The 21,015-nt window shown below is 64.3% G+C and carries 15 protein-coding genes; 7 read left to right on the forward strand and 8 right to left on the reverse strand.

Annotation, left to right across the window (positions count from 1 at the left end; all coding sequences use genetic code 11):
• Positions 1 to 63 precede the first annotated feature (63 nt).
• Together ACW9UL_RS07235 and ACW9UL_RS07240 are read right to left on the reverse strand one after the other, a co-directional pair.
• A complete protein-coding gene (locus ACW9UL_RS07235; protein ID WP_122107439.1) occupies positions 64 to 363 on the reverse strand; it encodes a hypothetical protein in 300 nt (99 codons plus the stop codon).
• Positions 364 to 513: 150 nt separating this feature from the next.
• Positions 514 to 1,215, reverse strand: a complete 702-nt coding sequence (locus ACW9UL_RS07240) for an FMN-dependent NADH-azoreductase (protein WP_122107438.1) — start codon at positions 1,213 to 1,215, stop codon at positions 514 to 516.
• 120 nt (positions 1,216 to 1,335) lie between these two features.
• On the opposite strand from ACW9UL_RS07240, the gene ACW9UL_RS07245 reads away from it, so the two are divergent.
• Positions 1,336 to 2,235: a LysR substrate-binding domain-containing protein gene (locus tag ACW9UL_RS07245; RefSeq protein WP_122107437.1), complete on the forward strand. Its 900-nt coding sequence runs from the start codon at positions 1,336 to 1,338 to the stop codon at positions 2,233 to 2,235.
• 1,931 nt (positions 2,236 to 4,166) lie between these two features.
• On the opposite strand, the gene ACW9UL_RS07250 is transcribed toward ACW9UL_RS07245, so the two are convergent.
• From ACW9UL_RS07250 to ACW9UL_RS07260, 3 genes are all read right to left on the reverse strand, one after another.
• A complete protein-coding gene (locus ACW9UL_RS07250) occupies positions 4,167 to 5,081 on the reverse strand; it encodes a hypothetical protein (protein ID WP_457789795.1) in 915 nt (304 codons plus the stop codon).
• Between the two features lie 121 nt (positions 5,082 to 5,202).
• Positions 5,203 to 6,453, reverse strand: a complete 1,251-nt coding sequence (locus ACW9UL_RS07255) for a ribonucleotide-diphosphate reductase subunit beta (RefSeq protein WP_397496461.1) — start codon at positions 6,451 to 6,453, stop codon at positions 5,203 to 5,205.
• Between the two features lie 478 nt (positions 6,454 to 6,931).
• Positions 6,932 to 9,838 (reverse strand): ribonucleoside-diphosphate reductase subunit alpha, encoded by a 2,907-nt coding sequence (locus ACW9UL_RS07260; RefSeq protein ID WP_457789797.1) that lies wholly within the window; start codon positions 9,836 to 9,838, stop codon positions 6,932 to 6,934.
• Between the two features lie 729 nt (positions 9,839 to 10,567).
• Between ACW9UL_RS07260 and ACW9UL_RS07265 the strand changes: the two genes are divergently transcribed.
• Both ACW9UL_RS07265 and ACW9UL_RS07270 read left to right on the forward strand, forming a co-directional pair.
• Positions 10,568 to 11,293: a response regulator gene (locus ACW9UL_RS07265; RefSeq protein WP_122107433.1), complete on the forward strand. Its 726-nt coding sequence runs from the start codon at positions 10,568 to 10,570 to the stop codon at positions 11,291 to 11,293.
• Complete coding sequence (locus tag ACW9UL_RS07270) at positions 11,290 to 12,897, forward strand: ATP-binding protein (protein ID WP_457789799.1); 1,608 nt, start codon at positions 11,290 to 11,292, stop codon at positions 12,895 to 12,897. Before ACW9UL_RS07265 ends, ACW9UL_RS07270 begins: the two co-directional genes overlap by 4 nt.
• A gap of 97 nt (positions 12,898 to 12,994) precedes the next feature.
• Here ACW9UL_RS07270 and ACW9UL_RS07275 read toward each other — a convergent pair whose 3' ends face one another.
• Positions 12,995 to 13,702 carry a 4'-phosphopantetheinyl transferase family protein gene (locus ACW9UL_RS07275; RefSeq protein WP_457789801.1) on the reverse strand — a complete coding sequence of 236 codons (708 nt, stop codon included), beginning with the start codon at positions 13,700 to 13,702 and terminating at the stop codon, positions 12,995 to 12,997.
• 473 nt (positions 13,703 to 14,175) lie between these two features.
• On the opposite strand from ACW9UL_RS07275, the gene ACW9UL_RS07280 reads away from it, so the two are divergent.
• Complete coding sequence (locus ACW9UL_RS07280) at positions 14,176 to 16,050, forward strand: MFS transporter (RefSeq protein WP_457789803.1); 1,875 nt, start codon at positions 14,176 to 14,178, stop codon at positions 16,048 to 16,050.
• Between the two features lie 167 nt (positions 16,051 to 16,217).
• On the opposite strand, the gene sugE is transcribed toward ACW9UL_RS07280, so the two are convergent.
• Together sugE and ACW9UL_RS07290 are read right to left on the reverse strand one after the other, a co-directional pair.
• Positions 16,218 to 16,532, reverse strand: a complete 315-nt coding sequence (gene sugE, locus ACW9UL_RS07285; protein ID WP_021442940.1) for a quaternary ammonium compound efflux SMR transporter SugE — start codon at positions 16,530 to 16,532, stop codon at positions 16,218 to 16,220.
• 146 nt (positions 16,533 to 16,678) lie between these two features.
• Complete coding sequence (locus ACW9UL_RS07290) at positions 16,679 to 17,626, reverse strand: bile acid:sodium symporter family protein (RefSeq protein ID WP_457789805.1); 948 nt, start codon at positions 17,624 to 17,626, stop codon at positions 16,679 to 16,681.
• A gap of 190 nt (positions 17,627 to 17,816) precedes the next feature.
• Here ACW9UL_RS07290 and ACW9UL_RS07295 point away from each other — a divergent pair, with 190 nt between their 5' ends.
• The 3 genes from ACW9UL_RS07295 to ACW9UL_RS07305 all read left to right on the forward strand — a co-directional run bounded on the left by ACW9UL_RS07295 (position 17,817) and on the right by ACW9UL_RS07305 (position 21,014).
• Positions 17,817 to 19,070 carry an ABC transporter substrate-binding protein gene (locus ACW9UL_RS07295; protein ID WP_457789807.1) on the forward strand — a complete coding sequence of 418 codons (1,254 nt, stop codon included), beginning with the start codon at positions 17,817 to 17,819 and terminating at the stop codon, positions 19,068 to 19,070.
• A 173-nt stretch (positions 19,071 to 19,243) separates the two neighbouring features.
• Positions 19,244 to 20,152 carry a carbohydrate ABC transporter permease gene (locus tag ACW9UL_RS07300; RefSeq protein WP_457789809.1) on the forward strand — a complete coding sequence of 303 codons (909 nt, stop codon included), beginning with the start codon at positions 19,244 to 19,246 and terminating at the stop codon, positions 20,150 to 20,152.
• On the forward strand, positions 20,145 to 21,014 hold the full coding sequence (locus tag ACW9UL_RS07305; protein WP_457789811.1) for a carbohydrate ABC transporter permease: 870 nt from the start codon (positions 20,145 to 20,147) through the stop codon (positions 21,012 to 21,014). The genes ACW9UL_RS07300 and ACW9UL_RS07305 overlap by 8 nt, the downstream gene beginning before the upstream one ends.
• Position 21,015: the final 1 nt, after the last annotated feature.

The raw sequence follows: 21,015 nt of genomic DNA on the forward strand, positions 1-21,015 counted from the left end.
CATCCTTGAGCGGTGGGATGCTTGAACCATGGTGGACAAGCTTCGCGTTGTCCACCCTGCGAACTACTTGACGCTGTCCAGGCGTTTGTCGGTGAACACGCAGACCACCCCGGCGCGGTTGTGCATCACCTCGTGGTTGAAGTCGCAGTAAGCGGCAGCAACGCTGAGCGCCGCTTGCTCGCTGATCAGCTGGTCGTTGTCCGGGCGGAACCAGGCCATCTGCCCGGCCTTGCAGCGCTCGGCCTGCGGATCGGTGTTGTAGATGCACAGCTTGTTGGTGACATCTTCCTGTTCCTTGTCGAAGCAGGCCGTCAGGGAAAGAGCGGCAGCGCTGAGCAGGCAGAGGCGGGTGAGGGTATGCATGTGGGGCTTCTCCGCAGTGATTAGGTCGTGCGGCTTAGGGGAGCAAAGGTGCAGAAGGTTCCCTAGGCCGATTGCGCCGAGTGTGCGGGTGAGAATCCCGTCGTTGTTCGAGCCGGCGCCGAGTGTTGCCCGGCGCCGTTGTCTGGAGTCTCAAGCCGGTTCCGCGACCCGCTCAGTCTGCAACTCCCGCTGCAGTTCCACCACCAGCGCATCGACCCGACTCAGCGCCTGCGCCACCGAGGTGGCCAGCAGCTCGCCGCCCACTTCCTGGCCCTCGATGGCGATCTGGTGCACGCGGGTGATGCCGATAAAGCCGAGGGCGGTGATCAGGCTCGACTCCAGGTGGTTCATGTGCGCCATCGCACCGCCGGCGTCGAAGCCGACCCCGCCGCGGGCGCTGAGGATCACGGCGTGCCGCGGCCGGTCGGACAGCAGCGGTACATAGGGATCGAGCGGCTTGCTGGCGTCGAAGGCCACGGTTCTGTCGGTGCGCACTATCTGGTCGATCCAGGCCTTGAGCGCGGCCGGCATGCTGAAGTTGTACAGCGGCGCGCCGATCACCAGCACGTCCGCAGCGATCAGCTCGTCGATCAGCCGGTCGCTCTCCGCCAGGGTGTCGCGCATCCACGGCTCGCGCTGCGGCTCCGCGGTGAAGGCGGCGGCGATCCAGTCGTGGTCGATGAAAGGTGGCGGGTTCTGGCCGATGTCGCGGTAGGTGAGGCTGTCCTGTGGGCGGCGGGCCCGCCACTGGCCGACGAAGTGCTGGCTGAGGTGGCGGCTGTGCGAGCCGTGCAGGTCCTTGCCGGCGAGGCCGGGGCGGGCGCTGGCGTCCAGGTGCAGGATATGGGGCATGTCGCATCTCCTTTACGAAGTTGAACTCATCTGTGTTTCGCAGCAGACTCAGGCTAAGTTGCAGCCTGTATGGGCGACAAACGACGATTATTTTCCGTTATGGATGAGAGAGATTCATGTATGGCGCAGCGCTGGTTACCTTCGCTATCGGCCCTGCGGGCCTTCGAGGCGGCCGCGCGCCACGAGAGCGCCAAGCGCGCCGCCGAAGAGCTCTCGGTGACCGCCACGGCGATCAGCCACCAGATCCGCGCACTGGAGGAATCGCTCGGCGTCGCGCTGTTTCTGCGCAAGCCCAGGCAGCTCGAACTGACCGCCCAGGGCCGCGAGCTGCGGCAGACACTGGAAACCGCCTTCGACAGCATCAGCGCCACGGTCGAACGGCTCAGCGCGGTGCCCAGTCGCCAGGCCATCACCCTCAGCACCACGCCCGCGGTAGCGATGCGTTGGCTGCTGTCCTGGGTCTGCCTGCTGCGCGAGGCCCACCCGACCATCGACCTGCGCATCCACGCCTCGCACGAGCCGGTGGCGCTGGATGGCGTCACCGCGGACATCGCCATCCGCTACGGCGACGGCCGCTGGCCGGGGCTGGTGGCGGAGAAGCTGTTCGACAACAGCTTCATCCCCACCTGCAGCCCGCTGCTCGGCCTGCACGATGCCGCCGAGCTGCCCAGGCATTCGCTGATCCACTTTCGCAACCAGGCCGCGGTTTCCTCGCCGCTGGACTGGGCCCTGTGGCAGAAGCAGGCCCAGGTGCCGGGGCTGGACGTCAACGCCGGGCTGGTCTTCTCCGACGAGACCCACGCCGTCTCGGCCGCCATCGGCGCCCAGGGCGTGGCGCTGATGAGCCGTCAGCTGATCGAGGACGAGCTGAGGGAAGGGCGCCTGGTGCAGCCCTTCGGCCCGGAAATTGAGGGCAAGCCGTTCTTTCTGGTGTACCCGGAAAGCCGCAGGAACGATCCGACCATACGGGCGGTGAGGGATTGGGTGATGGCGGTGCCGGGTGGGTTGTGTACCTTGTAGGCTGCTGAGTTAGGGACGCTCCGAAATAGTCGTCATTGCCGCGCAGGCGGGACAGCGGCTTTATCGCTGAACAGCGCTTGCGCTGGCCCGAAGGGGAATAATCCAGAACTTCCGGAGTACCTGGGCTCCCGCCTTCGCGGGAGTGACGGTATATCGCCTTTCCAGAACTTCCCTAGAGGTGACTTTGGTAGTGCAAGGGGGGATGACGCTTTTTCATCCGCCATCTGGGGGATGGCTATCCCTTTACGCCTTTCGCCGTATCCCCGCGTTCGGGCGTCTGGATCGTAGCGTGGATGACGCTTTTTTCATCCACCATCAGCGGTTATCCGGGCTACTCGCTCCCGGTGTACATACGCCACTTCTTTATCGTCTGGACTAACGGTTCCGCCCTTACGGCGGGTTACTTCTGGCAGACGCCCCAGAAGTAACCAAGAGGTCTTGCCCCTTGCATCCGGCCCGACTTCGTCGGGTTCCCTCGCTCCATCGCTGCTCCAGAGGCCCGCCGCGAAGGGCCATCCCTGGCCCATCGCGGCTCTCGCGGCATCCATGCCGCTCAACCCCTTACACAACGATTCCACTCGGCCTCCTGATGGGGCGTTTGGTGTCGTCTGCGAGATCGTGGATGGAACAGCAAAAGCCGAATGCGACAGTTATTGCCGGAGGTGGTTTGGTTATCACGGTGGACAAGCTTCGCGTTGTCCACCCTACAGGACCGCAACCCCGCGTTCGGGCGTCCAGACCGTAGGGTGGATGACGCTTTTTTCATCCACCATCAGCGGTTATCTGGGCTACTCGCTCCCGGTGTACATACGCCGCTTCTTTATTGTCTGGACTAACGGTTCCGCCCTTACGGCGGGTCACTTTTGGCATCGCCCGGATGGCCGGCCCCGCCAAAAGTAACCAAAAGGTCTAGCCCCGCCATTCGGGTCTGGCTGCGCCAGACTTGACTCGCTTTGCTCGCCCTGCGGGCCAGCCTGCGGCTGTTACTCCGCTGCGCTCCGTTTCCTCGCTCCATCGTTACTCCGGGGTCGGCGTACAAGGGCCGTCCCTGGCCCTTTACGCCTTTCGCCGCATCCATGCGGCTCACCCCCTGCACAACGATTCCGCTCGGCCTCCTGAAGGGGCGCTTGGCGTCGTCTGCGAGATTGCGGATGGAACAGCAAAAGCCGAATGCGACAGTTATTGCCGGAGGTGGTTTGGTTATCACGGTGGACAAGCTTCGCGTTGTCCACCCTACAGGACCGCAACCCCGCGTTCGGGCGTCCAGACCGTAGGGTGGATGACGATTTTTTCATCCACCATCAGCGGTTATCCGGGCTACTCGCTCCCGGCGTACATACGCCGCTTCTTTATCGTCTGGACTAACGGTTCCGCCCTTACGGCGGGTCACTTTTGGCATCGCCCCAAAAGTAACCAAAAGGTCTAGCCCCGCCATTCGGGTCTGGCTGCGCCAGACTTCCCTCGCTCCATCGTTACTCCGGGGTCGGCGTACAAGGGCCGTCCCTGGCCCTTTACGCCTTTCGCCGCATCCATGCGGCTCACCCCCTGCACAACGATTCCGCTCGGCCTCCTGAAGGGGCGCTTGGCGTCGTCTGCGAGATTGTGGATGGAACAGCAAAAGCCGAATGCGACAGTTATTGCCGGAGGTGGTTTGGTTATCACGGTGGACAAGCTTCGCGTTGTCCACCCTACAGGACCGCCGTCCTGCGTTCGAGAGCCCAGATCGTAGGGTGGATGACGCTTTTTTCATCCACCATCAGCAGTTATCCGGGCTACTCGCTTTCTCTTTCGCGCGAGCAAAGAGAAAGTGACTCGCCGTAAGGGCGAAACCAGTAGTAGAGGGCGACTTGGAAAATAAATCTGTCCCCATTTTGCATCCGATTTATGCTCAGTGGGCGAAGAATGCGTTCCTATGCGGAGCTTTGGAACGATCAAGTAATATTTTGATTGCTGATAAGTGGGATAAACTTGTTAATTGTTTCTATGTGTTCGTGTTTTTTTGTAAATCTTAAGAATGTTGCGCCCCTTATTATTGCATGAGTGTGTGGCGATTCGGTTATAAGGACTTGGTTGGAGGATTCGTAAAATATTCCAGATGTTTCGGCAGGGAATTTGATGCTTCGCTCATCTATTTTTCTTGCGAAAGAGTGTATGTGTGATTCATGGATTGTTTTTGCAGTTTGGATATCTTTCGCGGTTAGTAGTTGGTCGCTTGATATTAAAATTGGCGTTATGTTTGCTGCAATGAAGCCGAAATTTTTCTTGGATATCGTGCTTTTGCTTCTTTTTGAGATTTGATCTCTTGCTTCTTTTAGGCGCTTTTCGATCTGCTTTTCAGATTTTATTCTTTTGCATTCAATAAATATAACCCTGTGGTCAATGATTGCGACTAAGTCTGCTAGCTGGTTTAGATCGACTTCGAAACCTGCTCGAATAAAGCGGCCAGCTATAGAGAGCTCAAAGGCGAAATCTCTTGATGGGTCGTTTGCGCTGTTTTCTATAAATGGCTTTCCGCTGGTGATTTTCTTTAGTTTTGAGATAAATGACTCTGCGTCAATTTCCTTGAGTGATGTGTGGATTCTTATTATTTCGGATATTTCTCCTAGGGTTTTTTGAAGTTCGAGGAACTTTGTTATTCCTCTCTTCTCGTCATCTTCCTTTAGTAGCTCCTCGATTGTTTTAGGTAATCCCGCTAAGGAGTTATTGTAAAAGTCTAGTCTAGTGTTTTTTGTTGGGATGCCTAGAGATTGAATCCATTCTAGAGCCTCTTTGTAATTTGATTCGAGCTCTTCTGATTCTTTTGGGTATGCAGTGGTTAAGTAGTTGGTATATCGATATTCCTTCATTTTTTGTTCCTAATAAAAAAGCCCCACACTAGGCGGGGCTTTTAGTTTCTCTCGCTACCCCGAACATCCGTACTCAGGTAAAGCGCTTTCTTAATCTATCCTAACGGTCTCGACCCAGGAATCAATCCCAGCTCAACGCCCCACCAGTCTGATACTCGATCACGCGGGTCTCGAAGAAGTTCTTCTCCTTCTTCAGGTCCATGATCTCGCTCATCCACGGGAAGGGGTTGGTGGTGCCTGGGTATTCTTCCTTCAGGCCGATCTGGGTCAGGCGGCGGTTGGCGATGAACTTGAGGTAGTCCTCCATCATCGCGGCGTTCATGCCCAGTACGCCGCGCGGCATGGTGTCGCGGGCGTATTCGATCTCGAGCTGGGTGCCCTGCAGGATCATCTGGGTCGCTTCGTCCTTCATCTGCGCGTCCCACAGATGCGGGTTCTCGATCTTGATCTGGTTGATCACGTCGATGCCGAAGTTCAGGTGCATGGACTCGTCGCGCAGGATGTACTGGAACTGCTCGGCGACGCCGGTCATCTTGTTGCGGCGGCCCATGGAGAGGATCTGGGTGAAGCCGCAGTAGAAGAAGATGCCTTCCAGCACGCAGTAGTAGGCGATCAGGTTGCGCAGCAGTTCCTTGTCGGTCTCCACGGTGCCGGTGTTGAACTGCGGGTCGGAGATGGCGCGGGTGTACTTCAGGCCCCAGCTGGCCTTCTTCGCCACGCTCGGGATCTCGTGGTACATGTTGAAGATCTCGCCTTCGTCCATGCCGAGCGATTCGATGCAGTACTGGTAGGCGTGGGTGTGGATCGCCTCTTCGAAGGCCTGGCGCAGGATGTACTGGCGGCATTCGGGGTTGGTGATCAGGCGGTACACGGCCAGGGCCAGGTTGTTGGCCACCAGGGAGTCGGCGGTGGAGAAGAAGCCGAGGTTGCGCATGACGATGCGGCGCTCGTCCTCGGTGAGGCCGTCGGCGCTCTTCCACAGGGCGATGTCGGCGTTCATGTTGACCTCTTGCGGCATCCAGTGGTTGGCGCAGCCGTCGAGGTATTTCTGCCAGGCCCAGTCGTACTTGAAGGGCACCAGCTGGTTGAGGTCGGCGCGGGCGTTGATCATGCGCTTCTGGTCGACCTGCACGCGGGCGGCGGAGCCTTCCAGTTCGTCCAGGCCTTCCTGGATGTCGAGCTGGTCGAGCGCGGCCTTGGCGCGGGCGACCGCGGCGCTGTCGTCGGCGGCGACGGCGCGGGCTTCGTGGGCGGCGGCGTCGCCGGCCTGGTCGAGCTTGTCGAGGCTCATGTCCGCGACCTGCGGGTTGTGCTTGCTTGCGGCGGCTGCTTCGGCGCCGTCTTCCTTGTCGAATTCATCCCAGCTCAGCATGGCTTGGCTCCTGCGTGAGGGCCGGTGAAAGGCCGGCCTGTATGGATATACAGATGTTTTGATTATGTTCCGTTGCGTACAGCGCGCAAGGGCAAAACGGGTACCGCTGGTCAGGGCGGCGGCGGGTGGCCTGCCGCTCTGGCCGGTGCCCCTCGACCCGGTGGGGAGGAGGGGCGGGAATGCTTGGGGAGGGGCTGTTCTGGTTGCTGTAGCAGCGGGTCGTTCCGCGAGATGCGCGGCTGAAGCCGCTCCTACAGGGCGCAATAGAACAGCTTTTTCCCTCTCCCTAACCCTCTCCTGCAAGCGGGAGAGGTGTGTTGCTTTGGATCTGTGCTTTGGGCTCGACGGTCGAGCGCGTAGCTGAGCGAGTGAGCGCTAGGCGCCTGGTAGGTCGGAGCCCCTGAGCGTACGACTGTACGTGATGGGGCCGACCTGCCAGGCAACGACGCGGGCGCCGCTCAGATCCGCGCGTCTGCCATCACTGACAAGCTTCGCAGTCTGGCTCGTCGATGGCGCACGCCTTGGGTACCGGGGCCGGCGCCGGGGCGGCTTGCTCCGGGGCCTTGGCCGGTGCGGCGCTAAGGCCGCTGTCGCCACCGCTGGACACCGCGTTGAGCTTGCCGGTGTTGATGGTGGACTTCTCGGTGCTGGTGGCGGCCAGGGCACGGAGGTAGTAGGTGGTCTTCAGGCCACGGTACCAGGCCATGCGGTAGGTCACGTCCAGCTTCTTGCCGCTGGCGCCGGCGATGTACAGGTTCAGCGACTGGGCCTGGTCGATCCACTTCTGGCGGCGGCTGGCGGCGTCGACGATCCACTTGGTCTCCACTTCGAAGGCGGTGGCGTAGAGGTCCTTGAGGTCCTGCGGGATGCGCTCGATCTGCTGCACGGAGCCGTCGTAGTACTTCAGGTCGTTGACCATGACGCTGTCCCACAGGCCGCGGTTCTTCAGGTCGCGCACCAGGTAGGGGTTGATCACGGTGAACTCGCCGGAGAGGTTCGACTTCACGTAGAGGTTCTGGTAGGTCGGCTCGATCGACTGCGACACGCCGGTGATGTTGGCGATGGTCGCGGTCGGCGCGATGGCCATGATGTTGGAGTTGCGGATGCCTTTCTGCACGCGCTCGCGCACCGGCGCCCAGTCCAACGACTCGGTCAGGTCGACGTCGATGTACTTCTGGCCGCGGGCCTCGATCAGGATCTGCTGCGAGTCGAGCGGCAGGATGCCCTTGCTCCACAGCGAACCCTCGAAGGTGGAGTAGGCGCCGCGCTCGTCGGCCAGGTCGCAGGAGGCCTGGATGGCGTAGTAGCTGACCGCTTCCATGGACTTGTCGGCGAACTCGACGGCGGCATCGGAGCCGTAGGGGATGTGCTGCAGGTACAGCGCGTCCTGGAAGCCCATGATGCCCAGGCCGACCGGGCGGTGCTTGAAGTTGGAGTTCTGCGCCTGCGGCACGCTGTAGTAGTTGATGTCGATGACGTTATCGAGCATGCGTACAGCGGTCTTGACGGTCTTCTCCAGCTTGGCGGTGTCCAGCTTGCCGTCGACGATGTGGTTGACCAGGTTCACCGAACCCAGGTTGCACACGGCGATCTCGTCCTTGTTGGTGTTCAGGGTGATCTCGGTGCACAGGTTGGAGCTGTGCACCACGCCCACGTGCTGCTGCGGGCTGCGCAGGTTGCACGGATCCTTGAAGGTCAGCCAGGGGTGGCCGGTCTCGAACAGCATCGAGAGCATCTTGCGCCACAGGTCCTTGGCGGCGATGGTCTTGAACAGCTTGATCTTGCCGTACTCGCAGAGGGCTTCGTAGTACTCGTAGCGCTCCTCGAAGGCCTTGCCGGTGAGGTCGTGCAGGTCCGGCACTTCGCTCGGGCTGAACAGGGTCCAGGGGCCGTCGTCGAACACGCGCTTCATGAACAGGTCGGGAATCCAGTTGGCGGTGTTCATGTCGTGGGTGCGGCGGCGGTCGTCGCCGGTGTTCTTGCGCAGCTCGAGGAATTCCTCGATGTCCATGTGCCAGGTTTCCAGGTAGGCGCACACCGCGCCCTTGCGCTTGCCGCCCTGGTTGACCGCCACGGCGGTGTCGTTGACCACCTTGAGGAAGGGCACGACGCCCTGGGATTTGCCGTTGGTGCCCTTGATGTAGGAGCCCAGCGCGCGTACCGGGGTCCAGTCGTTGCCCAGGCCGCCGGCGAATTTGCTCAGCATGGCGTTGTCGTGGATGGCGCTGTAGATGCCCGACAGGTCGTCCGGCACGGTGGTCAGGTAGCAGGACGACAGTTGCGGACGCAGGGTGCCGGCGTTGAACAGGGTCGGGGTGGACGCCATGTAGTCGAACGAGGACAGCAGATTGTAGAACTCGATGGCGCGGTCTTCGCGGTTCTTCGGCTCTTCGATGGCCAGGCCCATGGCCACGCGCATAAAGAAGATCTGCGGCAGTTCGAAACGCACGCCGTCCTTGTGGATGAAGTAGCGGTCGTACAGGGTCTGCAGGCCCAGGTAGGTGAACTGCTGGTCGCGCTCGTGGTTGATCGCAGCGCCCAGCTTGGCCAGGTCGTAGCCCTTGAGCTTGGCGTCGATCAGCTCGAACTCCACGCCCTTTTCCACGTAGGCGGGCAGCGCCTTGGCGTACAGCTCGGCCATTTCGTGGTGGGTGGCGCTGGCGGCCACGCCGAGGAAGCTCAGGCCTTCGGCGCGGATGTTGTCCATCAGCAGGCGGGCGGTGACGTAGCTGTAGTTCGGTTCGCGCTCGACCAGGGTACGGGCGGTCATCACCAGGGCGGTGTTGACGTCCTTCTCATTGACCCCGTCGTAGAGGTTCTTCAGGGTTTCGCGCTCGATCAGCGCGCCGTCGACTTCGGCCAGGCCTTCGCAGGCTTCGCTGATGATGGTCTGCAGGCGGCCCATGTCCAGCGGCTGCAGGCTGCCGTCGGCGGCGGTGATGCGGATGCTCGGGTGCGGCTGGGCGATTTCGCCGGCGCTGGCGTTCTTGCGCTTGGCGGCCTGGGCTTCGCGGTAGATCACGTAGTCGCGGGCGACCTTCTGCTCGCCGGCGCGCATCAGGGCCAGTTCGACCTGGTCCTGGATCTCTTCGATATGGATGGTGCCGCCGGACGGCATGCGGCGCTTGAAGGTGGCGGTGACCTGCTCGGTCAGGCGCGCGACGGTGTCATGGATACGCGACGAGGCGGCGGCGGTGCCGCCTTCCACTGCGAGGAACGCCTTGGTGATGGCCACGGTGATCTTGTCGTCGGTGTAGGGGACGACGGTGCCGTTACGCTTGATCACGCGCAGCTGGCCGGGCGCGGTGGCGGCCAGATCCGGGGTGGAATCGGCGCCCTGCGGCACGCTGGCCGGCGAGTTCTCGCGAGAAGTGTCGGTATGCATGGGGATCTCCGTGTTCTGTCATTTGTTTGTTGGACGCCACAGCAGTAGATGCCGTGCCATGTCCACCGTTCATTCCATTTCAACAACTGCACCGCATGCGGCACGGGGCCGGAGGCGGGCGACTTGCAAAGCGGTCAGGATGGGCACGATTTGGAGTGCCGTCCTGGCGCAAAAGTCTCGGTGGGGCAGTGCTGCACCCCGCCTACTAGATATAGTGGTCGGCTTGCGGCGTTGGCCGCGGCCTGACCGGCACGCAGAGGCACCGGGGTGCGGCTCTGCGGCTGCGCCCCGGCACCGCCGGGACGCGCGTATAAACAGCTGGTCGACACACCGGGACAAGCCTGGGAAAAGGGCTTGCGCGAGTCGTTCTTCTTGTGTTCGGTGGCCCGTGTTAACCCAACATCTGGTGGGTGCTGAGCGATGGGGATACAAGATAGTGCGCTGTTTGCGGCAATGCAAGGAGGCTGGGCAAGAACATCCTGTGGATAACTTGTGGGTGTTTTGTGGGTGAATCGCGCGGTATCCGGGCGAGCCCCCATGCTGCCTGGCTCTGACCGTTCGTCGTTGCCGGCGAGGGCGTCTCGCGGGTTTTGCGAGGGTGCCGAAGGGGTCGCAGGTTAACACTACATCTAGTGTTATTGCAGCTTGATGGCATGAGCTGTGCAGTGCCTGGGCGGTTGTTACAATGCCGGCATTTTCCGGTCGCGGCAGTCGAGAGAGGATGAGGGCGTGGAGCAAGAAGCGTGGCAGATCCTGATTGTCGAGGACGACCAGCGCCTGGCGCAGTTGACCCGTGAATACCTCGAAGGCAACGGCCTGCGCGTGGCCATCGAGGCCGACGGCGCCCTGGCGGCGGCGCGGATCCTGGCCGAGCAGCCGGACCTGGTGATCCTCGACCTGATGCTGCCCGGCGAGGACGGCCTGAGCATCTGCCGCAAGGTGCGCGCCGGCTACCCGGGGCCGATCCTGATGCTCACCGCGCGCACCGACGACATGGACCAGGTGCTGGGCCTGGAGATGGGCGCCGACGACTACGTGTGCAAGCCGGTGCGCCCGCGCGTGCTGCTGGCGCGCATCCGCGCCCTGCTGCGGCGTCGCGAGGGCGTCGAGGCCGAGCGCGACGAGGGCGAGCCGCGGCGCTTGCAGTTCGGCCCGCTGGCCATCGACAACGCCATGCGCGAGGCCTGGCTGGGCGAGCAGGGCATCGAGCTGACCAGCGCCGAGTTCGACCTGCTCTGGCTGCTGGCGGTCAACGCCGGACGCATCCTCTCGCGCGAGGAAATCTTCACCGCCCTGCGCGGCATCGAGTACGACGGCCAGGACCGCTCCATCGACGTGCGCATCTCGCGCATCCGGCCGAAGATCGGCGACGACCCGATGCACCCGCGGCTGATCAAGACGGTACGCAGCAAGGGCTACCTGTTCGTCGCCGAGGCGGCGCAGGCCATGGCATGAACTCCATCTTCCTGCGCATCTACGGCGGCATGCTGGCCGCCCTGGTGCTGGTGGCGCTGCTCGGCGTCGGCACCCTGCACCTGGTCAACGAGGTGCGCGCCGACCAGTACCGCGAGGGCCTGGCGCGCGGCACCTTCCGCCTGATGGCGGACAACCTGGCGCCGATGAACGAGGTGGAGCGCAAGCGCGCGCTGGCGGTGTGGTCGCGCCTGCTCGGCATCCCGCTCAGCCTGCAGAGCCTGGATCAGGCGCAGCTCGACAGCAGCGCGCGCAACCGCCTGCAGCGCGGGCAGATCCTGGTGCAGCAGACCGGGCCGCACTCGGCCAAGGTCCACGGCCTGCTCAGCGAGCACGAGCCGCTGCTGCTGACCGGCGAGATCCAGCAGATCAGCGAGCAGCTGGCGCGCGCCACCAACTACCTGCTGATCGACGAGCTGATCCGCCACCCGGTGGATGAGCAGCCCAGGCGTCTGGCCGAGCTGAAGGCGGCCAAGCAGTTCGGCTTCGACCTGCGCCTGGTGCGCCTGCAGGACGCCGGCCTCGACCTCGACCAGCGTCGCCGCATCGACGAGGGCGACACGGTGATGGCCCTCGGCAAGGGCGGCGACTCCATCCATGTGTTCTCCGGCATAGTCGATACGCCCTGGGTGCTGGAGATCGGCCCGCTGTACCAGATGAACCCCTACCCGCCGCAGCTGCTGGTGCTGATCGGCGCCCTCGGCCTGAGCCTGATCGGCCTGATCGTCTACCTCCTGGTGCGCTCGCTGGAGCAGCGCCTGCGCGGCCTGGAAGGCGCCGCCACGCGCATCGCCAGCGGCCGCCTGGACGCCCGCGTGCCGGCCCGCGGCGCCGACTCGGTGGGGCGCCTGGCGAGCAGTTTCAACGCCATGGCCGAGCACCTGCAGAGCTCGCTGAGCATCCAGCGCGAGCTGGTGCGCGCGGTGTCCCACGAGCTGCGCACGCCGGTGGCGCGCCTGCGCTTCGGCCTGGAGATGATCGCCGATGCGGGCAGCGAGACGGCGCGGCGCAAGTACATGGATGGCATGGACAGCGATATCCAGGACCTCGACAAGCTGGTCGACGAGATGCTCACCTACGCGCGCCTGGAACAGGGCTCGCCGGCGCTGAACTTCCAGCAGGTCGAACTGCAGGCGCTGATCGACCAGGTGATCGAGGAGCTGGCGCCGCTGCGCGCCAGCGTGCGGGTCGAGCGCGGGGCGACCCTCAGCGTGCAGGAAGACGGCACCTGCTGGGTCGAAGCCGAGCCGCGCTACCTGCACCGGGCGCTGCAGAACCTGGTGAGCAACGCCATGCGCTACGCCGAGTCGCGCGTGCTGATCAGCTGCCAGGTGGGCCACAAGCGCTGCCGCATCGACGTCGAGGACGACGGCCCGGGCGTGCCGGAGGAGGCCTGGGAACGGCTGTTCAGCCCCTTCCTGCGCCTGGACGACAGCCGCACCCGCGCCTCCGGCGGGCATGGCCTGGGGCTGTCCATCGTGCGACGGATCATCTACTGGCACGGCGGCCGCGCGCAGATCGGTTGCAGCGCCAGCCTCGGCGGCGCGCGTTTCAGCCTGGTGTGGCCGCGGCGTCAGGGCGAGTAGGGCGGCGGCCGGCGCTGGGCCTGTTGCGCAGGGCGCACCCTACGGACGGCGGGCGGCTTGTAGGGCGTCGCGGGGCCGCCCAGGCCGCGCGCACCGCTTATAAGGCAGGTACGGCCACCAGGCTCAAGACCTTGCCCTCGAACAGCACGAACTGGCCGTCCAGCTCGGCGCCGGCGCGCCAGTCGGGGCTGAGGTCGAGCAGCAGGCGCAGGCGCGCGCCGTCCTGATCCAGGTCGAGCACTTCGGCATCCTGGAAATAGAAGCGGGTCAGGGTCAGCGGGTAGAGCGCCTTGAACAGGCTTTCCTTGAGCGAGAAGCTCAGGCCGATGCGCTGGGCGCGGGCCGCGTCGTCCAGACCGTCGAGGCGCTCCAGCTCTGCTGGGGTGAGGATCTCGCCCTGCAGGCGCAGGGCGCGCTCGACGGGCAGCAATTGCTCCACGTCCAGGCCGATGGCGCGCCACTGCCGGGCATGGCCGGCCAGCGCCGCGGCCCAGCCGTCGCCGTGGGTGATGGAGCCGGTTACGCCGCCCGGCCACTGCGGCGCGCGGTCGGCGCCGACGGCCGGCACGCAGGCCACCCCGGTCAGCCGTCGCAGCGCCTCGCGGGCGCACAGGCGGCCGGCCAGGTATTCGCTCTGGCGCTTGGCCACGCCGCGCACCGGGGCGATATCGCAGCGGGCGAAGTCGTCCGCGGCCAGTCGCGCCGGGTCGAAGCGGGTGCTGATCAGCCGCGTGCCGGGCAGCGGGCGAGGCAGCGGGTCGTGGTCGTCGAGGGGGCTGCAGCAGGCGGGGTGGTAGGCGTTCATGGCGCGATTGTGCCGCGGCGCGGACCGCCCAGTCATCCGCCGTTTACATTTCTTTGCAGGCAGGTAACAAAGCTAAACGGACGCTGCCCGGGGCTTTTGTCAGACTGGCCAGGCATTCCCCAGGGAGTGCAGGTGAGGTTGTAGTCAGTGCCTGGCACTGACGTTTTCTCCGAGTTCGAGAACGGTAGCCCGATTGGGCTGCCGTTTTTTTTGGGCGCTGCGTAGGGTGGATCACGCTTCACCGATCCACCGCTCTGGTGGATGTAAAAAGCGACATCCACCCTACGGCACGTGGCGTGGGAGGCGCTTTAGCGGCGAGCGTTCCATAGCTGCCGTCGCGGCTAAAGCCCCTCCCACCTATGTCATGTGGTCGTACGGTCGCCAAGTCGTTCGCATCTGCCCTGTGGCTTTCGCCGGGGCAATTGCAGTCAAATGCCTGTGCGGGCAATCCGGCCCCGCGAGGACCATGGACGATGACCCAACAATCGCAATTCGCCCTGCTCGGCAAGAAGCGCTTCTTGCCGTTCTTCCTGACCCAACTGCTTGGCGCCTTCAACGACAACATCTTCAAGCAGTCGCTGATTCTCGCCATCCTGTTCAAGCTCAACACCGGCGCCGACCGCGATCTGCTGGTCAACCTCTGCGCGCTGCTGTTCATCCTGCCGTTCTTCCTGTTCTCCGCCCTCGGCGGCCAGTTCGGCGAGAAGTTCGCCAAGGACGCCCTGATCCGCAAGATCAAGCTGGCCGAGGTGTTCATCATGCTCGCCGGCGCCGCCGGGGTGCTGCTCGACAGCCTGCCCTTGATGCTCACCGTGCTGTTCGCCATGGGCACCCAGTCGGCGCTGTTCGGCCCGGTGAAGTATTCGATCCTGCCGCAGCACCTGAAGGAAGAGGAGCTGGTGGGCGGCAACGCCCTGGTGGAGATGGGCACCTTCCTGGCCATTCTCGCCGGCACCATCGGCGCCGGGGTGATGATGGCCAGCAGCAGCTACGCGGCCATAGTCGCCGGTTCGGTGGTCGGCGTGGCGCTGCTCGGCTACCTGGCCAGCCTCGGCATCCCGCGCGCGGCGGCGGCGATGCCCAGCTTGCCGCTGGACTGGAACATCCTGCGCCAGTCCTGGCTGATCATGAAGCTCGGCCTCGGCCAGCGCCCGGCGGTGTCGCGCTCGCTGGTGGGCAACTCCTGGTTCTGGTTCCTCGGCGCCATCTACCTGACGCAGATTCCGGCCTACGCCAAGCAGTGGCTGCACGGCGACGAGAGCGTGGTGACGCTGATCCTCACCGTGTTCTCGCTCGGCATCGGCCTGGGCTCGATGCTCTGCGAGCGCATGAGTGGGCACAAGGTGGAGATCGGCCTGGTGCCGTTCGGCTCCATCGGCCTGACCCTGTTCGGCATGCTGCTGTGGTGGTTCTCCGGCGGTTTTCCCCAGGGCGCCGCGCCGCACGACTGGCTGGCGCTGCTGGGCCATGGCCAGGCCTGGTGGATTCTCGGCTGCATTCTCGGTATCGGCCTGTTCGGCGGCTTCTATATCGTGCCGCTGTACGCGCTGATCCAGTCGCGCACCGCCGAGCACGAGCGGGCACGGGTGATCGCCGCCAACAACATCCTCAACGCGCTGTTCATGGTGGCCTCGGCCATAGTCGCGATCCTTTTTCTCAGCGTCGCCGGGCTGTCGATTCCGCAGCTGTTTCTGGTGGTGTCGCTGATGAACGTGGCGGTTAACAGCTACATCTTCAAGATCGTCCCCGAGTTCAGCATGCGCTTCCTCATCTGGCTGCTGGGCCATTCGATGTACCGGGTCGAGCACAAGGGGCTCGACGCCATCCCCGACGAAGGCCCGGCGTTGCTGGTGTGCAACCACGTGTCCTTCGTCGATGCGCTGCTGATCGGCGGCGCGGTACGGCGGCCGGTGCGCTTCGTCATGTACTACAAGATCTACGACCTGCCGCTGCTCAACTTCATCTTCCGCACCGCCGGCACCGTGCCCATCGCCGGGCGCAACGAGGACCTGCTGATCTACGACGCGGCGTTCAAGAAGATCGCCGAGTACCTGCGCAATGGCGAGCTGGTGTGCATCTTCCCCGAGGGCAAGCTGACCGGCGATGGCGAACTCAACGAGTTCAAGGCCGGCATCGAGCGCATCCTCGAGGAGAACCCGGTGCCGGTGATTCCCATGGCGTTGCGCGGGCTGTGGGGCAGCTTCTTCAGCCGCGACCCGCGCAAGGGCCCGTTCAAGCGCCTGTGGTCGCGGGTGTGCCTGGTAGCCGGCGCGCCGCTGGCGCCGGAGCTGGCGCGGCGCGAGGCGTTGCAGGCACAGGTGGCGGAGTTGCGTGGCGATTGGCGGTAGCGAACGCTCGTGTGGGAGGGGCTTTCGGCTCGGGCATCCTGCTTCGCAATCCACAGGGATGTGGTGAATGCCGCAGCCCGTAGGGAACGGGCGCGGCGCTACCTCCTGCATCCATGCAGTCGCAGCCGCGATTCGCCGCCAAAGCGCCTCTCACGGAGCGGGCGTCCTCAATGGCTCAGCTTGAGCCCGACCAGGCCGCAGAGAATCAGCGCCACGCTGGCCAGGCGCAGTAGCGCCATCGATTCGCCGAACAGGACGATGCCGGCGATCACCGTGCCCACTGCGCCGACACCGGTCCAGATGGCGTAGGCGGTGCCCAGCGGCAATTCCTTCATGGCCAGGCCGAGCAGGCCGAGGCTGATGACGATGGCGGCGACGGTGAGCAGGCTGGGCAGGGGACGGGTGAAGCCGTCGGTGTATTTCAGGCCGACGGCCCAGCCGACTTCGAATAGGCCGGCGAGCAGCAGAATGATCCAGGACATGATGACCTCCAGTGGGGACTGAAGGGGCCGTCCCCGGGGTGGTTCATCGCCGTTGCGGCAATGCGGAGGTCGTCCTCGCGTCGTGCAGTATTCTGCACATCTTCGAGGCCGGGGCAAGCTGCCCCGGATCAACGGAAGTTTTTGATTCAGCTGGCGCTTTTATCGGAATCCTGACTCATCCGACGATAAACCGTGGCCAGCAGCGGGCCGGACAGGTTGTGCCAGACGCTGAACAGCGCGCTGGGCACCGCCGCCAGCGGGCTGAAGTGGGCGCTGGCCAGCGCCGCGCCGAGGCCGGAGTTCTGCATGCCGACCTCGATCGACAGGGTCTTGCGCTGCGCCAGCGGCATGCCGAACAGGCGCCCGGCCAGGTAGCCGAGACCCAGGCCGATGCCGTTGTGCAGCATCACCACCGCCATGATCAGCAGGCCGGATTCGGCGATCTTGCCCTGGCTGGCGGCCACCACCGCGGCGACGATGGCGACGATGCACACCACCGAGATCAGCGGCAGCACCTCCACCGCGGTCTTCACCCGCTCGCCGAGCAGGCGCTGGGCGATCAGGCCGAGGACGATGGGCAGCAGCACCATCTTGAGGATCGAGACGAACATGGCGCCGAACGACACCGGCAGCCATTCCGAGGCCAGCAGCCAGATCAGCGCCGGGGTGACGAGCGGGGCGAGCAGGGTGGTCACCGCGGTGATCGACACCGACAGCGCCAGGTCGCCGCGGGCGAACCAGGTGATGACGTTGGAGGCGGTGCCGCCGGGGCAGCAGCCGACCAGGATCACCCCGACGGCGATTTCCGCCGGCAGGCCGAAGGTCTGGCACAGCACCCAGGCCACCGCCGGCATGATGCTGAACTGCGCCAGTACGCCGAGCAGTACCGCCAGCGGGCGCCGCGCCACTTCCCTGAAGTCCGCACCCTTGAGCGTCAGGCCCATGCCGAACATGATCAGCCCGAGCAGCGGTACTATCCACGCCGTCACCGGCAGGAACCAGCTCGGCTGGAAGAACGCCAGCACGGCGAACAGCAGCACCCAGAGGGCGAAACTGTTGCCGATAAAGCGGCTGAGGGCGATCAGTGTATGCATGGAAGTGCTCCCCGGCAGTGGTGCAAAGCCGGCAAGCCTACCAGCCCGCGGGGCGGCCCGCTTATGTAACCATTCGGTGACCTTTCTTCATCCCTTCGTTACCCGCCGTGGCCAAGGCCGTGGTTAGACTCGATTCCAGCGCAAGCACCACGACTTGCCCGCGAATAACAACAACAAGGTGTCTCTTCCCATGAAAGCGATCTCTCGCCTGACCACCGCCATTTCCCTCGCTGCCCTGTTGCCCCTGTCCGCCTCCGCCGGCGAAGTCGAAGTGCTGCACTGGTGGACCTCCGGCGGCGAAAAGCGCGCCGCCGATACCCTGCAGAAACTGGTCGAAGCCCAGGGCCACAGCTGGAAGGACTTCGCCGTGGCCGGCGGCGGTGGCGAAGCGGCCATGACCGTGCTGAAGACCCGCGCGGTGTCCGGCAACCCGCCCGCCGCCGCACAGATCAAGGGCCCGGACATCCAGGAGTGGGGCGAGCTGGGCCTGCTCGCCGATCTCAACGGCGTCGCCACCGAGCAGAACTGGGACGGCCTGCTGCCGCCGCAGGTGGTCGAGGTGATGAAGTACCAGGGCGACTACGTGGCGGTGCCGGTCAATGTGCACCGGGTCAACTGGCTGTGGATCAACCCACAAGTGTTCGAGAAGGCTGGCGCCACGCCGCCGACCACCCTCGACGAATTCTTCGCCGCCGCCGACCAGCTCAAGGCGGCCGGCTTTATCGCCATCGCCCACGGCGGCCAGCCTTGGCAGGACGGCACCGTGTTCGAAGACCTGGCCTTCAGCATTCTCGGCGCCGAGGGCTTTCGCCAGGCCTTCGTCGACCAGGACCGCGCCACCCTGACCGGGGCCAAGATGGTCGAGGTGTTCGCCGCCCTGCAGAAGCTGCGCGGCTACATCGACGCCGATGCCGCCGGGCGCGACTGGAACAGCGCCACCGGCCTGGTGATCGACGGCAAGGCCGGCATGCAGATCATGGGCGACTGGGCCAAGAGCGAATGGACCGCCGCCGGCAAGGTCGCCGGCAAGGACTACCAGTGCCTGGCCTTCCCCGGCACCCAGGGCAGCTTCGCCTTCAACATCGACTCGCTGGCCATGTTCAAGCTGAGCGACGCCGACAACCGCAAGGCCCAGGAAGACCTGGCGCGCACGGTGATGGGCACCGAGTTCCAGGAGTTCTTCAACCAGAACAAGGGCTCGATCCCGGTGCGCATGGACCAGGACATGAGCAGCTTCGACGCCTGCGCGCAGAAGTCCATGGCCGACTTCAAGGAAGCCGCCGGCGGCGGCGGTCTGCAGCCGAGCCTGGCCCACGGCATGGCCGCCTCCAGCTACGTGCAGGGCGCGGTGTTCGACGTGGTGACCAACTTCTTCAACGACCCCAAGGCCGACCCGAAACGTGCCGCCCAGCAGCTGGCGGCGGCGATCCAGGCGGTGCAGTGAGCGCTCGGGCCGCCTGGGCGGCCCTTCCCCCAGGGCGGGTGTAACCCGCCGGTTTCAAGCCTGTGATCCCAGGCGCATGCCCTCAGGCCTGCGCCACGGGATCGGCCGCGCCGCGTTTCCCTCTCTCAGGGGCAATGGGGCCGACCGCGCAACCTGCAACAACGGAGTGACCCATGAGTTCAAACGCAGTCTTCGCCAAAGCCTCACCGCTGGATGCCCTGCAGCGCTGGCTGCCCAAGCTGGTGCTGGCGCCGAGCATGCTCATCGTGCTGGTGGGCTTCTACGGCTATATCGGCTGGACCTTCCTGCTGTCGTTCACCAACTCGCGCTTCATGCCCAGCTACAACTTCGTCGGGCTGCAGCAATACGCGCGGTTGTGGGACAACGACCGCTGGTGGGTGGCGAGCCAGAACCTGCTGCTGTTCGGCGGTCTGTTCATCGCCATCAGCCTGGCCATCGGCGTGCTGCTGGCGGTGCTGCTGGATCAGCGCATCCGCCGCGAAGGCTTTATCCGCACCATCTTTCTCTACCCCATGGCGCTGTCGATGATCGTCACCGGCACCGCCTGGAAGTGGCTGCTCAACCCCGGCCTGGGCCTGGACAAACTGTTGCGCGACTGGGGCTGGGAAGGCTTTCGCTTCGACTGGCTGGTGGACCCGGATCGCGTCGTCTACTGCCTGGTGATGGCTGCCGTGTGGCAGTCCTCGGGCTTCGTCATGGCGCTGTTTCTCGCCGGGTTGCGTGGGGTGGATCAGTCGATCATCCGCGCCGCCCAGGTCGATGGCGCCAGCCTGCCGAGCATCTACCTGCGCATCGTGCTGCCGAGCCTGGGCCCGGTGTTCTTCAGCGCGCTGATGATCCTCGCCCATATCGCCATCAAGAGCTTCGACCTGGTCGCCTCGATGACCGCCGGTGGCCCCGGCTACGCCTCCGACCTGCCGGCGATGTTCATGTATGCCCACACCTTCACCCGCGGCCAGATGGGCCTCGGTGCCGCCAGCGCGATGCTGATGCTCGGCGCGGTGCTGGCGATCCTGGTGCCCTACCTGTATTCCGAACTGCGAGGCAAACGCCATGACTAGTCATGCCATTAACACGCAAGTCGCGCCGCGCCGGATAAGGGCTGTGAGCTTAAGCCGCCTGGCCATCCACGCCACCCTGATCCTGGCCTGCGCGGTATACCTGGTGCCGCTGCTGGTGATGCTGCTGACCAGCTTCAAGACCCCGGACGACATCCGCAGCGGCAACCTGCTGTCGATTCCGGACGTGTTCACCCTGATCGGCTGGGTCAAGGCCTGGGACGGCGTCGGCGGCTACTTCTGGAACTCGGTGAAGATCACCATCCCGGCGGTGCTGATCTCCACCCTGCTCGGCGCGCTGAACGGCTACGTGCTGGCCATGTGGCGCTTTCGCGGCTCGCAGCTGTTCTTCGGCCTGCTGCTGTTCGGCTGCTTCCTGCCGTTCCAGGTGATCCTGCTGCCGGCGTCCTTCACCCTCGGCCAGCTCGGCCTGGCCAACACCACCGAAGGCCTGGTGCTGGTGCACGTGGTCTACGGCCTGGCCTTCACCACGCTGTTCTTCCGCAACTTCTACGTGAGCATTCCCGAGGCGCTGGTGCGCGCCGCGCGCCTCGACGGCGCGGGGTTCTTCACCATCTTCGCGCGCATCCTGCTGCCGATGTCGGTGCCGACCATCATGGTCTGCCTGATCTGGCAGTTCACCCAGATCTGGAACGACTTCCTGTTCGGTGTGGTGTTCGCCAGCGGCGACACCCAGCCGATCACCGTGGCGCTGAACAACCTGGTCAACACCAGCACCGGGGCCAAGGAATACAACGTCGACATGGCCGCGGCGATGATCGCCGGGCTGCCCACCCTGCTGGTCTACATCCTGGCCGGTAAGTACTTCCTGCGCGGCCTGACGGCCGGCGCCGTCAAAGGTTGAG

The sequence above is a fragment of the Pseudomonas sp. PL-6 genome, assembly GCF_054110165.1.